Origin of the sequence: Hoeflea sp. TYP-13, assembly GCF_040932035.1 — a bacterium.
Taxonomy (GTDB): domain Bacteria; phylum Pseudomonadota; class Alphaproteobacteria; order Rhizobiales; family Rhizobiaceae; genus Hoeflea_A.
In genome coordinates, this window is the sequence record NZ_JBFRBB010000002.1 from 698003 (window position 1) to 711649 (window position 13647).

16 protein-coding genes are annotated in these 13647 nt (G+C 56.7%); 12 read left to right on the forward strand and 4 right to left on the reverse strand.

The annotated features are described in order from the left end of the window. Positions 1 to 69: 69 nt before the first annotated feature. The gene (locus tag ABVT35_RS13590) at positions 70 to 684 is read left to right on the forward strand and encodes a L,D-transpeptidase (protein ID WP_368467120.1); all 615 of its coding nucleotides are present in this window, start codon (positions 70 to 72) and stop codon (positions 682 to 684) included. Between the two features lie 32 nt (positions 685 to 716). Here ABVT35_RS13590 and ABVT35_RS13595 read toward each other — a convergent pair whose 3' ends face one another. Next, a complete protein-coding gene (locus ABVT35_RS13595; RefSeq protein ID WP_368467121.1) occupies positions 717 to 1328 on the reverse strand; it encodes a pyridoxamine 5'-phosphate oxidase family protein in 612 nt (203 codons plus the stop codon). Between the two features lie 95 nt (positions 1329 to 1423). After that, the gene (locus ABVT35_RS13600; RefSeq protein ID WP_368467122.1) at positions 1424 to 2329 is read right to left on the reverse strand and encodes an alpha/beta fold hydrolase; all 906 of its coding nucleotides are present in this window, start codon (positions 2327 to 2329) and stop codon (positions 1424 to 1426) included. Between the two features lie 47 nt (positions 2330 to 2376). Between ABVT35_RS13600 and ABVT35_RS13605 the strand changes: the two genes are divergently transcribed. Beyond that, positions 2377 to 2847 (forward strand): MarR family winged helix-turn-helix transcriptional regulator, encoded by a 471-nt coding sequence (locus ABVT35_RS13605; protein ID WP_368467123.1) that lies wholly within the window; start codon positions 2377 to 2379, stop codon positions 2845 to 2847. A gap of 12 nt (positions 2848 to 2859) precedes the next feature. Here the strand turns inward: ABVT35_RS13605 and ABVT35_RS13610 are convergent, their stop codons facing one another. Next, a complete protein-coding gene (locus ABVT35_RS13610) occupies positions 2860 to 3243 on the reverse strand; it encodes a gamma-butyrobetaine hydroxylase-like domain-containing protein (protein WP_368467124.1) in 384 nt (127 codons plus the stop codon). 21 nt (positions 3244 to 3264) lie between these two features. Further along, positions 3265 to 4005, reverse strand: coding sequence for a class I SAM-dependent methyltransferase (locus ABVT35_RS13615; RefSeq protein WP_368467125.1), 741 nt, complete (start codon positions 4003 to 4005; stop codon positions 3265 to 3267). A gap of 259 nt (positions 4006 to 4264) precedes the next feature. Here ABVT35_RS13615 and moaA point away from each other — a divergent pair, with 259 nt between their 5' ends. The 10 genes from moaA (at position 4265) to ABVT35_RS13665 (ending at position 13604) form a co-directional block, all read left to right on the forward strand. Next, positions 4265 to 5254, forward strand: a complete 990-nt coding sequence (gene moaA / locus ABVT35_RS13620) for a GTP 3',8-cyclase MoaA (RefSeq protein ID WP_368467874.1) — start codon at positions 4265 to 4267, stop codon at positions 5252 to 5254. 45 nt (positions 5255 to 5299) lie between these two features. Next, positions 5300 to 6205, forward strand: coding sequence for a DMT family transporter (locus ABVT35_RS13625; protein ID WP_368467126.1), 906 nt, complete (start codon positions 5300 to 5302; stop codon positions 6203 to 6205). 166 nt (positions 6206 to 6371) lie between these two features. Next, the gene (locus tag ABVT35_RS13630) at positions 6372 to 7541 is read left to right on the forward strand and encodes a multidrug effflux MFS transporter (protein WP_368467876.1); all 1170 of its coding nucleotides are present in this window, start codon (positions 6372 to 6374) and stop codon (positions 7539 to 7541) included. A 24-nt stretch (positions 7542 to 7565) separates the two neighbouring features. After that, the gene (gene fdhD, locus ABVT35_RS13635) at positions 7566 to 8444 is read left to right on the forward strand and encodes a formate dehydrogenase accessory sulfurtransferase FdhD (protein WP_368467127.1); all 879 of its coding nucleotides are present in this window, start codon (positions 7566 to 7568) and stop codon (positions 8442 to 8444) included. Positions 8445 to 8448: 4 nt separating this feature from the next. Further along, complete coding sequence (gene mobA, locus ABVT35_RS13640; RefSeq protein WP_368467128.1) at positions 8449 to 9117, forward strand: molybdenum cofactor guanylyltransferase MobA; 669 nt, start codon at positions 8449 to 8451, stop codon at positions 9115 to 9117. Further along, entirely contained in the window at positions 9114 to 9635 is a 522-nt protein-coding gene (gene mobB / locus ABVT35_RS13645) for a molybdopterin-guanine dinucleotide biosynthesis protein B (protein ID WP_368467129.1), read from the forward strand. Before mobA ends, mobB begins: the two co-directional genes overlap by 4 nt. Beyond that, the gene (glp, locus tag ABVT35_RS13650; protein ID WP_368467130.1) at positions 9632 to 10915 is read left to right on the forward strand and encodes a gephyrin-like molybdotransferase Glp; all 1284 of its coding nucleotides are present in this window, start codon (positions 9632 to 9634) and stop codon (positions 10913 to 10915) included. Before mobB ends, glp begins: the two co-directional genes overlap by 4 nt. A gap of 265 nt (positions 10916 to 11180) precedes the next feature. Continuing rightward, on the forward strand, positions 11181 to 11969 hold the full coding sequence (locus ABVT35_RS13655; RefSeq protein WP_368467131.1) for an ABC transporter substrate-binding protein: 789 nt from the start codon (positions 11181 to 11183) through the stop codon (positions 11967 to 11969). 94 nt (positions 11970 to 12063) lie between these two features. Next, positions 12064 to 12777, forward strand: coding sequence for an ABC transporter permease (locus ABVT35_RS13660; protein WP_368467133.1), 714 nt, complete (start codon positions 12064 to 12066; stop codon positions 12775 to 12777). Further along, positions 12774 to 13604, forward strand: a complete 831-nt coding sequence (locus tag ABVT35_RS13665; protein ID WP_368467134.1) for an ABC transporter permease — start codon at positions 12774 to 12776, stop codon at positions 13602 to 13604. Before ABVT35_RS13660 ends, ABVT35_RS13665 begins: the two co-directional genes overlap by 4 nt. Positions 13605 to 13647 lie beyond the last annotated feature (43 nt).

Here is a 13647-nt window from a genome sequence, read left to right on the forward strand (position 1 = left end):
AGCTGCCGGTATTCGAATCGGTTATACGGGGCAGCATGAAGTTTAACTGGTTACACAGGCGACATAACCATGAAGTCCATCCTGATCGCTGCTTTGGCAGCTATTGTTACTTTGCATCCGCTAGGGTCAACGGCCTTTGCTGAGCGCGACGGCGAGCAGCGTAGCCTGTTGCAGATCCTGTTTCCGCCATCTCCGAATTACAAGAACGGAAGATACAGGTCCGACAAGTCGCCTATCCCGCGCAGGGTTGTGCGTTTCAAGGAGTCCCATCCGGAAGGAACGATTATCATCGATACTTCGGAGCGGCGCCTCTATCATGTTTTGGGCAATGGTAAGGCGATGAAATACGGGATTGGCGTCGGGCGAGACGGCTTTACCTGGCAGGGAAGAAACCGCATCAGCCGCAAGGCCGAGTGGCCGGGATGGACACCGCCGGAAGTCATGCGCCGTCGTGAGGCCGCAAAGGGACGTATTCTTCCCACTTACATGAAAGGCGGCCCGAACAATCCGCTCGGTGCCCGCGCAATGTATATCGGCTCCACGATCTACCGCATTCACGGCACCAATCAGCCCTGGACTATCGGCAAGGCGATGTCATCGGGCTGCATCCGGATGGCCAATGACGATGTCCGCCACCTCTATGAGCGCGTGGACATCGGCACGCGTGTCGTGGTGCGCAACTAGGACACTCAGGTGGCAGTGCAAAGCGCTGCCGCCTACCACATGGTTTTTTCGGCACGACCCTGCCACTCGTCGTCATAGGATTTGCCGCCAACCTGGCCGCCGGACATTGAGGCCAGGATTTCTCCCGGCGTCGGCAGTGTTTTGGGGTCGACATGGCTCTCGGGGTTCCACAAATCCGACCGCACCAAAGCTCTGGCGCACTGGAAATATATTTCCGAAACATCCACAATCATGACGCTTCGCGGCGCTTTGCCTTTGACGGTAAAACTCTCAAGCAGCGCGCCATCTACGCTGACAACGGCGCGCCCGTTAATGCGCAGGGCATTGCCTAATCCGGGCACGAGAAACATCAACGCCACACGCGGGTCACGAACAACGTTGCGCAGTGAATCGATGCGGTTGTTGCCGCGGCGGTCGGGAAGCAACAGGGTTTTCTCATCGCCAATGCGCACAAAACCCCTCAGATCGCCACGCGGCGAGCAGTCCAGCCCCTCCGGTCCGACCGTCGCCAACGCGCAAAACGGCGAAGCCGCGATGATACGCCCATAGGGTTCTGTAATCCTGTCGGCGACCTTGACGAGAGACGCCTTGCCTGGAGTTCCGTAGTGAGCCTCAAGCTCCTCGACAGTCTGAACGATTGTCATGAACCGGCAGTTCCTTCGTGTTAGCGGCCACAATGGCCGGGATAGGACGAGCTACCGGTTCTTTTACCAATTTGGCCGCAACGTTGGTTACACGATCAGGCTGCCTTGGCGTGTTCACTCCCGTCGGCGAATTCCGTCACGGCTTGAACGACTTCCGGCGCTTTGAGAATACGGCGGTGACCATATCCGTCGGCCCACAGAACTTCAACGTGCCGTCCGGCGGTCATGAAACCTTCGGCATGGTCAACAGTCACTTCCCTGTCCTCGCGCGCATGAATTATCAGCGCCGGCTTTTTGAGCGCCGCGAGCTGAACTGTTCCCATGAAGGATTCCAGCGGCCGCCCGGTTACCTGCTCCACGCGCTCGAACAGAGCTCTGCGGCTTTTCGGCCTGAGCCCAAGCATCCCGGCAAACCACTCGAAGACCGCCGGTATCGCGTTTGGCGCTGATATGAGCACAATCCTGTCGGGCCTGTTCGGCTTGATGCCCGCAACCGAGCCGACAGCGGCATTGAGAACGACAGCACCGCCGAATGAATGCCCGAGCATCATGGAAAACGGTCCGTACTGCCGCCAGGCCGCATCCACCGCCTCCACGGCCAGAGCCATGTTGAGCGTGCGTCCGCTCGAGGCGCCATGGCCGGGAAGATCAAGAGCAACCACGGCCTTGCCCGCTTTTTGCAGTGATTTGACGATATCCAACATATGTTCGGTCCGTGCCCCCCAACCGTGGGTGATAAGAACGGTCTCGGAATTTGCCGCGCCATTTGCGGGAAAGTACCAGGTCGCAACCCTGCCGCCGTGAATCGGCAGCATCAATTTGGTGGCACCGGCCATCGCCGGACCTGCCTGCTCTAGCGCCAATCGTGCCTTTTTGCTTGCCGGTTTACGGGACGGGGTTGTGCAAAACAGGCGAAAAGCCACCCTGCCAGCGGTTTCGGGCGCTAAACGTCCTGTGATATCAAAGCCGAAGTGGATGACCTTTTGTATCAATGATGTCATAGTCGGATTCCAACGGTAAGTTCAACTATGAACATAATTGTACAACTATGAACAAAAATCAAGCGCTACCCTGGGACAATCCGCGTTTCAAGAACTGGATAGCCGTCGCCAGAGCCAGCCAACTCATTCATCAAAAACTGGGTAGAGCCCTCACCCCGCTGGATATCAAAGTCCCGCATCTGGATATCCTCGCCAATCTCTACAGATTTGAGGGAATTTCCCAGCAGGACCTGGCGCACAAGCTTTTGGTGGGCCGTTCCAATATCAGCATGCTGCTGCCGCAGATCGAAAAGCGGGGCCTGATCATTCGGCGCAAGGATGAGACTGACAAGCGCGTTTTGCGACTCTACCTGACCGACAAGGGACGGGAAGTGACGTCAAAGGCGCTGGCCATCGAACTGGAGCTCATTGAGCATTCCATGTCGACCACCAACATAGACGAATGCAATTTCATCGGTGAAGTGATGAACCGGATGATCCAGCGCATGGACGATTGGGAAGCGCGTAGAGAGGCCTAGGCAAGACGGCGGCTAGCGCGGCACTTCGGCGCGGTCGCGGCTCATGCCCTTATCTTCCAGTTCAGCAAGATAGTCAGACCATCGGCTGTCCAACTCGGACCCGAGCTCATGCAGGTATTTCCAGGTGAAAATTCCGGTGTCGTGTCCGTCATCGAATGCGATCTTCACAGCATAGTTGCCCACTGGCTCTACGCCGCTAATGCAAACCTGCCGTTTTCCCGGAACTGTCACGCGCTGATCGGCCGAATGCCCCTGCACTTCAGCCGATGGTGACATGACACGAAGTGCCTCGGCAGGCAAATTGAATGTCTCTCCGTTCTCAAACACCACAGTCAGGGACTGACGGCCCTTGGAAACCCTCAGTTCGCTGGGCCGAATGGTGCTGTTTTCAGTCATCTGTCATCCTGTTGTGTGCCGCTAGCCGGTCGATTTTTCTGCACTGAGCACGATTAGACTGGGATTGTCCAGATACCACTGCACGGAAGGTGCCAAGTCTTTGCGGTTCTCTGGCAGAGCCAATGCGTGCCAGCGAATATTGGTTAAGCCCGCTTTCTTCAAGCCTCCCTCATGTTCGGCCTTGCTCCACTGCCACATCTTCGCTTCGAAATCACCGATCACCAGCCGGTATTCGGGCGGGTCGACTGTTTTATACCTGAAGCCAAACGCATCGGCCATTAGCGGGTATTGCCGCTCAAAATCATATTCGGGATTGATCGTGTAGCAGACAAAGCGTCCTCCCGGACGCAAGTTGCGGCTTACGAAACGACACATTCTGTCAAGATCGTCGACACTGGTTGCGTAGTGAAACAGATACATTGCCGTCACAAGATCGACGGGCGTCTCCAGGCGAAATGCCTCGTCTCGAGCATCGACGGTCTGGTAATGCAGCCCGTCATGGTGACTTTCGGCATCCGGCCGGTTCTTCTCATTGGCCGCCGCAATCATATTTTCGGAAATATCGGTTCCGAGAACGGATTTTGCGCCATGATCCATGAGACCGCGCGACAGGCGTCCGTCACCACAGGCCACATCCAGTATATCGAGCCCCTTGACCGATCCGAGGACCTGCAAAAACGTATGCCACTCCAGCACGGAGTAGAGCGTTTCCTTGATGCTCCAGCGGCTGTATATATCGCCCTGTCGGTCGTAATCTGTCACAATGGCACCCACAAAATTGCAGCCAAACCGTTATGATGCCGCATTGCACATGACGACAATAACACGCAGCAGATGCGATGCGCGGCTATTTGCGCCTTGACGAAGGCGTCTCGGGGCGCAACATATCATGCTTTCGGACAGAGAGGGCAACGCACCCCCTCATGCCGTGTCGCCAATTGGCATCAGGAGTAGTTCAGTGCGGGATCGTATGACAGATGAAATGAATGCCACCCCAAGTGGTGGAAATGCTGCTGCTCCGATGGTCGATCCGTTTGGGCGGGCGATCAGCTACCTTCGCGTTTCGGTGACCGACCGTTGCGATTTCCGCTGCACCTATTGCATGGCGGAAAACATGACATTCCTGCCTAAAAAAGACCTGCTGACCCTGGAAGAGCTGGATCGGCTTTGCACGGTCTTTATCGAAAAGGGCGTCAAGCGATTGCGGCTCACCGGCGGCGAGCCGCTCGTGCGCAAGAATATCATGCATTTCATCCGCGGGCTGTCCCGTCATCTTCAGTCCGGCGAACTCGAAGAACTGACCATCACAACCAACGGCTCTCAACTGGCCCGCTTCGCCGATGAGCTGTTTGATAGCGGCGTGCGGCGCATCAACGTCTCGCTCGATACGCTCGATGCCGACAAATTCAGGCACATTACTCGCTGGGGCAATCTCGACCGTGTCATGTCCGGCCTGGAAGCGGCGCGGAAAGCCGGGTTGAAGCTCAAGATCAACGCAGTAGCGCTGAAGGGCTTCAACGACGCCGAAATTCCGGAACTGATCCGCTGGGCACACGGCCTCGACATGGATATGACCGTCATCGAGACCATGCCCATGGGTGAAATCGATGAAGACCGCACGGACAATTATTTACCCTTGTCGATGCTGCGCGCAGACCTTGCCGAGCAGTTCACGATGAACGAGATCGCCTATAAGACAGGCGGCCCGGCGCGCTATGTCGAAATCGCCGAGACTGGCGGACGTCTCGGCTTCATCACCCCGATGACGCACAATTTCTGTGAGAGCTGCAACCGTGTCCGCCTGACCTGCACTGGAACGCTTTATATGTGTCTTGGGCAGGATGACGCTGCTGATCTGCGCGCACCATTGCGCGCGTCCGAAGGAAATGAGCTTCTCGCCGAGGCAATCGACAGAGCCATCCTTCGCAAACCGAAAGGCCATGACTTCATTATCGACCGCCGCAGCAACAAGCCCGCTGTGGCGCGCCATATGAGCGTGACCGGCGGATAACATGCAGCCTTCCGGACAGGAACCAGACAACACAGGCCAGGCCTGATGTTGCAATCCGCCAACATGCGCGGCGCCCTTTTCATGGTGCTGGCCATGGCCGGCTATGTCTTCAACGACGTTTTCATGAAGAGCCTGGCGCAGGATATGAGCATGGGCCAGGCAATATTCCTGCGTGGTATTGTTGCTTCGACGCTCATATTCATCATTGCGTGGCGCAGTGGCGCACTTCGACCCGCCGCAATCATGTTCAAGCCAATGGTGTTGCTGCGAACGGCGAGCGAATCCATCGCGACCGTACTGTTCCTCACGGCACTTGCGGAAATTCAACTGGCCAATGCGTCCGCAATCCTGCAGGCGCTGCCGCTGGCGATTACCGCCGGTGCCACCTTGTTCCTAAGGGAGCCGGTCGGCTGGCGGCGCTGGTCGGCGACCCTGATCGGATTTGCAGGCGTCCTGATCATCATCAGGCCCGGTTTGGCTGGCTACGATTCCTATTCGCTGCTGGTTGTCGGCGCTGTCATCTTTGCCGCCATGCGCGATCTGTCGACCCGGGCCATGGATGACAACGTGCCGTCGCTCTTTCTGTCCGTGCTGGTGGCGCCGGCCGTGGCCGTTACCGGTCTTGTCATGTGGATCGCCGACGGTACTGTTGCGCCGATTGACGTAAATCACGGCTTCAAGATCATCTCGGCAGCGATATTCATCCTGATCGGATATCAGTTCATCGTGCTCGCCACACGTGATGGGGAAATGTCTTTCATCGTCCCGTTCCGCTATACAAGTCTGCTCTGGTCGATCTTACTCGGAGCCTTGTTCTTCGCGGAATTTCCCGACTATCTGACCGTCATCGGCAGCGTAATCATTGTCATGACGGGGCTCTATACCCTATATCGTGAACGTCGCGTAACAAATCGCGACAAGGATGGAACGCGTTCCTTCGAAACTACTTAGACGCGTTCGCTTCAGAATATTGCCCGGCTTCACCCCGTCGGTTCCGACATTCATCAAAACCCGGTTCATTGGTCATTGCCAGGGCCGGAATAAGGAATTCACCGTGAATCAAGACATCAGGTTTTTGGACAGACGCTCCCCGCCACATATCGCCACTCTGGTGATCATGACCGGCGCCGGCGCACTGAACATGAACGTTTTGTTGCCCTCGCTGCCGGGCATCGCGCGTGATTTCGGGGTGAGTTACTCCTACGTCCAGCTGCTGATTTCCGCCTATCTTGCGGCCACCGCGTTCATGCAGCTGATCATCGGCCCGCTGTCCGACCGCTTTGGCCGGCGCCCGGTCCTGCTCGTCAGCCTGGCCATTTTTATTGCCGCAACAATCCTGTGCATTTTTGCACCAAATTTTGAGATCCTCCTGATCGGGCGGCTGATCCAGACCATCGTCGTGTCGGGTTTGGCGCTGTCGCGGGCCATCGTTCGCGATATGGTCGGCACCGACGAAGCCGCCAGCATGTTCGGATACATAACCATGGGCATGGCTCTTGTGCCGATGATCGGCCCGATGATTGGCGGTGTCCTCGACGAAATCTACGGATGGCAGGCAGCTTTTGCAGTCTCACTGGTTTTCGGCATTTTTGTATTGATGCTGGTCTGGTCCGATCTCGGAGAGACCAACCGGAACAGGAGTGCCAGTTTCGGCGCACAGTTCAGGGCCTATCCCGAGCTGATCCGGTCACGCCGTTTTTGGGGCTACGCACTGTCGGCCGCCTTCACCTCGGGGTCTTTTTTCGCATTTCTTGGCGGCGCGCCATATGTTTCCGTCGAGTTTCTCGGCCTGAGCCCATCAGGTCTTGGCGCCTATTTTGCCCTGACGGCTCTCGGATATATGGGCGGGAACTTCATTTCCGGTCGCTACTCACAACGGTTCGGCATCAATACGATGCTGCTGAGCGGCAACATCATAACCGCGCTCGGCATGGTCGGCTCGATCATCACGTTCTCCCTCGGCTCTACGCACCCGATGGCCTTTTTCGGCTATATGATTTTCATCGGCGTCGGCAACGGCATCAGCCTGCCCAGCGCCAATGCCGGTGTCGTCAGTGTTCGCCCTCATCTCGCCGGCTCGGCTGCAGGGCTGGGCGGCGCACTGATGATCGGTGGCGGTGCCGCCCTGTCGGTTCTTTCCGGATCGATGCTGTCGCCCGAAACAGGCCCCTATCCGCTGCTCTATATAATGCTTATATCAGCAATTGCCGGAGCGATGATGGCCCTTTACGTTATCCACGTTGCAAGGCAGGTTGCCCTTCAGGCCAGCGAACCGGCGGGAGAATGAGCTGCCAAGATGCAGGATGAGAGCATGAGCAAGAGCGGGTTTCTGCTTAGCCCCGACCCGGGCAATCCGCGACTGTCTGTCGAAGTCGAGGGCACCGATCACAACGGTCAGCCCATCAGCACCAGGGTCGTGACGGAAAAGCCGCTGACGCTCTATCTCAATCGCCAGGAAATCGTCACCATGATGACGATCGGCGACTATCCCGATCTCCTGGCCGTCGGCTACCTGCTCAATCAGAACATGCTTGCCCCGGACGATAAGATCACCGGGATCGATTATGATGACGAGGTGGATGTCGTCGTCGTGCGAACCGAACGAGAAACCGACTACGAAGAAAAACTTCAAAAGAAGGTTCGTACATCCGGCTGTGCGCAGGGGACGGTTTTCGGGGACGTGATGGAAGGGTTCGATTCCATCGATCTCGACCCCAATGCAATTCTCAAGACGTCCTGGCTATACGCCCTGACAAAGGCGATCAATACAGCGCCCTCGCTCTATCTGGAGGCCGGTGCGATCCATGGCTGCGTTCTGTGCCGAGAAGACCAGCCGCTCGTCTATATGGAAGACGTGGGCCGGCACAATGCCGTCGACAAGATTGCCGGCTGGATGTTCATGAACGGCGTCGGCCCTGAAGACAAGATATTCTACACCACAGGCAGGCTCACATCGGAAATGGTGATCAAGACCGCCATGATGGGCATCCCAATTCTGGTATCGCGCTCGGGCTTTACCGCCTGGGGCGTCGAACTTGCCCGCAAGGCCGGGCTGACGCTTGTCGGCCGCGCCCGCGGAAAACGCTTTGTCGCTCTTTCCGGCGAAGAGCGCATCGTATTTGATATTGATCCGGGCACCGTTGCCGATGAAGACAAAAAACACGCCCGCAAGGGCGGGCAAACGGAATGATCTGATGAACCCAAAACCTGACAACCTTATCGGATGTGTGCTTGCTGGCGGACTGTCGCGCAGAATGGGCGGCGGCGACAAGGCGCTGCGACTTCTGGGCGGCGTTCCTATGCTTGGCCGGGTCATTGAACGATTGCGGCCTCAGACCGGCCGGTTGATCGTCAATGCAAACGGGGATCCTCAACGTTTCTCTGAATTCGGCTTGCCGGTTGTTGAGGACGACATCAAGGGATTTGCCGGTCCGCTGGCAGGCGTTGCTGCCGGCATGCGGTGGAGCTCCGAAAACGCTGCCGGCTGCTCTCATATTGTTACCGCCGCTGCCGACACGCCGTTTTTCCCGGCGGATCTCGTCTCCCGCTTTCTGTCTGAAGCGTCGATTGGACCGGACACGATCGTCATGGCGACATCGCAGGGCAACAGGCATCCTGTCTTCGCCCTTTGGCCTGTCGCCCTCCACGATGATCTGGCGCGCTGGTTGCAGGAAACCGAAACCTACAAGGTCATGGCATGGGTTCAAAACCATGATTTGCAGCAGGTGGATTTTCCGCTGGTCGTGACTTCAGGCAAGCAGTTAGACCCGTTCTTCAACGCCAATACACCGGAAGATTTCGCCACGGCGGAAAAACTCGCCATGCAGATGAGTGAAGAGACCCTGACGGAGGGACAGTCGTGACCCGCAGGATCTTTGGTTTTACCGGCTGGAAGAATTCCGGCAAGACCGGACTGACCGTCCGTATCGTCGAGGAGCTGACCGCCCGTGGCTGGCGGATATCGACCGTCAAACACGCCCACCATGCCTTTGATATCGATCATGAAGGCACCGACAGTTTTCGCCACCGCGCCGCCGGTGCGACGGAAGTCGCCATCGTATCCGGCAATCGCTGGGCCCTGATGCATGAACTGCGGGATGAGCCGGAGCCGGACTTTGATTCCGTGATTGCGCAATTTTCGCCCTGCGATCTCATCATCGTCGAAGGCTACAAGGCGCAAAAACACCCGAAGCTTGAAGCGCGCAGAAGCGAATCGAACAGCCATGTGCCCCTATCCGAGAGTGACCCCACGGTTGTGGCAATCGCTTCGGACTATCCGATCGATGCGAGCGAAATACCCGTGTTCGATCTCGATGACACGAAGGCCATTGCGGACTTTGTCGAGACTTACACCGGGCTTGCCGATACGGAACCCAAATGAGCAAGACACCACACCTGATCGATGATTGCTTCCTGCACGACAAGGACCGCATGCGCCATGACGAGGTCGTGGCGATGCTTTTGTCGCGCCTGAACCGGATCGTCGACGCCGGATACGTGGAACTGCAAGAGGCACTTGGAAGAATCCTGGCCGAGAACGTGACCGCACCGCGGAACGTGCCGTTGCATGACAACAGCGCAGTTGACGGCTATGCCTTCGCGCATGCTGATTATCTAAAGGCCGGGGCCCTTTCACTCGGCGCGCGTATTGCAGCAGGTGACGGATCGCCCTCCCCGCTGGCCACTGGAACCGCGGCGCGGATTTTCACCGGAGCCGTCATGCCGCCCAATGCTGATACGGTGGCGATGCAGGAGGATTGCGTCCTGTTGGATGATGGCGCCAGCGTCCGTATTCCGGAAGGGCTGAGGCCGGGCGCCAACAGGCGCCTTGCTGGAGAGGACCTCAAGGGCGGTGATCTGCTGCTTGAAACCGGTCAGATGCTGCGTCCTCAGGACATTGCCGCACTGGCGTCTCTTGGCATGGCGAAGATCAGTGTATTCGACCGGCTTCGGGTCGCAATCGTCTCCACTGGCAACGAGATAATCGATCCGGGTAACGCTGAATCAATTGCCGAAGGGCAGGTTTACGATTCCAACCGCCATATGCTGGCCGCCCTCTGCAGCCGTCTGCCGGTTGACGTGACCGATCTTGGCATCGTCAGGGATGACGAGCAGGCCATCAAAAAAGTGCTCTCAAGGGCTGCCCGCAATAACGATGTCATCCTGACAACCGGCGGGGCATCAAGGGGCGAAGAAGATCATATCGTCAAAATGATCGACAGGCTTGGCAAGCGGCATCTTTGGCAGATAGCCATAAAGCCTGGCCGGCCAATGACTTTCGGGCAGATCGACAACTGCGTGTTCCTTGGCCTTCCCGGCAATCCGGTCGCCGCATTCGTCTGTTTTCTGCTCTATTGTCACGCGGCGATGGCGGTGCTCGGCGGCGGCAATTATCGCGAACCGGTGCGCTTCCAGGTTCCTGCCGGATTTGAGATAAAAAAGAAGAAGCCGGACCGCCGGGAGTTCCTTCGCGGCTGGCTGGAAACGGATGGCCAGGGCAACACGCTCGTGCGTAAATATCAGCGCGACGGATCCGGCCTCATTTCCGGCTTGCGCAGCGCCGACGGCCTTATTGAACTCGGCGAAGAGATACAAACCGTGCAGCAAGGCGATGCGGTCAATTACATCCCGTTTTCTCAATTCGGGATCGTGAACAGCTGACCGGCAACATCCAGCCACCCATCGCCGTCCAATTGACCATTTTGGAACTTCATTCGCCCCAGTGGCGGGTTCGATAGGACAATCCCGCGCAGATTGTCAGTTCCATGGTTGCATTTTGCTCAAAAACACTTCGATTGCTGTCAATTTTGCGGTTGCTTTTTGCTTTAAAACAGTGGGAATATCGCCGCCTGAGCGGGACATTGGGGGCCCGCAAAAATGTGCCGTCAAATTTAACAAACAAGGCACAACATCAGGAAGGACCACCATGCGTATTTCAAAGTACCTTACCATTGCAGCATCTGTAGCCGTAGTCGCGGCAACGATGGGCACTGCAAACGCCGACAGTCATGAAAAAATGATCAAGATCGGCACGGAAGGCGCCTACCCTCCCTTCAATAACCTGACATCCGATGGCAAGCTCGAAGGTTTCGATATTGATATTGCCAACGCGCTTTGTGAGGAAATGAAGGTCAAATGCGAATTTGTCATCAATGACTGGGATGGCATGATCCCGTCACTGGTTGCCGGAAAATTTGACGCAGTCATCGCTTCGATGTCAATAACCGACGAGCGCAAAGAGAAGGTCGATTTCTCCGAGAAATACTACAATACGCCACCTGCGGTCGCAGTTCCAAAGGACTCCGACATCTCCGAAGCAACCGACGCCGGCCTGTCTGGCAAGATTCTGGGAGCGCAGAGCGCCACCACACATTCAAACTATGCCGAAGAAAAGCTACCGTCGGTCGACGTTCGGCTCTATCCGACACCGGACGAGTATAAGCTGGACATCGTAAGCGGCCGTGTCGACGCGGTCATTGACGATGTGATCGTGCTTGGCGAGTGGCTGAAGACCGATGACGGTGCCTGCTGTAAAATCCTCGGAACGCTGACTCCCGATCCGGTCATCAACGGTGAAGGCGCCGGCATTGCCATCCGCAAGGGCGAGGACGAGTTGCGCGAGATGTTCAACGAAGCGATCGCCGCTATTCGCGCAAACGGAAAATATAAGGAAATCAACGACAAGTACTTTGAAGTTGATGTGTACGGCGAGTAATCGGCGGCCTTGTTTATGATAGAAAAAACGGCGGGTTCATTCCCGCCGTTTTTGTAGGGGGACAAATATCGGGCATGCCTGATAAAAATACACCATGGAACAGACTTTAACCCTTTTGAGTTTCGGGCCGGATGGCTGGGGGGACCAGATCGCATCCGGTGTGCTCGTGACCATTAGCCTCGCACTGGCAACCCTGCCGCTCGGTCTTGTTTTCGGTTTCCTGCTCGCACTTGCAAAACAAAGTGACGAGAGGGTCCTGCGCATGGCGGCGGAAATATACACCACCATATTCCGCGGATTGCCTGAGCTTTTGACCCTGTTTCTTGTCTATTTCGGCCTCCAGATCGGCATCCGCCAGGCGCTGCTTGCGATCGGCTATGAATCCGCCATTGAGATCAATTCGTTTCTGGCGGGCATGATTGCCCTTGGCGTTGTTTTCTCTGCCTTTGCCAGCGAAGTGTTCCTCTCCGCCTTTCGCGCCATTCCCAACGGACAGTATGAGGGCGGCTACGCGCTCGGTATGGGCAAGGCGCAGACGATGTTCAAGATCATCCTGCCGCAGCTGATCCGCATAGCGCTGCCCGGCCTCGGAAATTTGTGGATGATCCTTTTGAAGGAAACGGCACTTGTCTCGGTCATCGGCCTTCCCGACATTTTACGCCAGGCCGGAATTGCCGCGCGGGTTAGCAAGGAAGCATTCCTGTTTTTCGGTGTCGCCTGCCTGTTGTTCCTTGTCCTTGCAATCCTGTCTTCGTTCGTCATTAACGCGATTGAGCGCCGTGTGCAGCGTTCGGAGGTGCAGGTATGAGCGTGACGAAGCAACTCATCGAGGCTCAGCTTCCTCCTCCGGATATCGCCCGGCCATGGACCGCCGCCCGTATGACCGGCTTTGCCGTGATGGCGCTTTGGCTCGTCATCGGCGTTGGAATAATCCTGTTCCTTGTCGCCGAATGGAGTCCGGAAAAAATCGATCGCTATGCGCCGAAATACTTTTCCGGCCTTGGCGTGACCCTGACACTGGTGAGCATATCTATCGTGCTGGGCGCAATTGTTTCCATCCCCATCGCCATCGGCCGGATGTCATCCAGTTCGCTGTTTTCCGTGCCTGCCTACGGCTATGTCTATTTCTTCCGCGGCACACCGCTGATTGCCCAGCTGTTCCTTATCTATTATGGCCTTGGCGAATTCCGCCCGCAGCTTCAGGCAATGGGCCTTTGGGGGTTTTTCCGCGATCCCTGGAACTGCGCCATCCTGGCCTTTACGCTTAACACCGCCGCCTATCAGGCGGAAATCCTCCGCGGTGCGTTGCAGAGCGTCCACAAGGGCCAGTTCGAAGGCGCCCAGGCGCTGGGCCTGTCACGCTTCGTGATCTATTGGAAAATCATCTTGCCGCAGGCCATGATCGTCGCTCTGCGCCCCTATGGCAACGAGATCATCCTGATGATCAAAGGTTCGGCTATTGTCGCGATTATCACCGTCTTCGATCTCTTCGGAGAAACACGACGCGCCTATTCGCGTACGTTCGATTTTCAGACTTATATCTGGGCCGCGATCTTCTATCTGATCATCGTGGAAGCGCTGCGAAACCTTTGGAACCTGCTTGAAAACAGATTGACCCGGCATCTCAAACGGTAGCGGGGAAACCGAACGGCCATCTCGCGACGGATGATGACGGTTC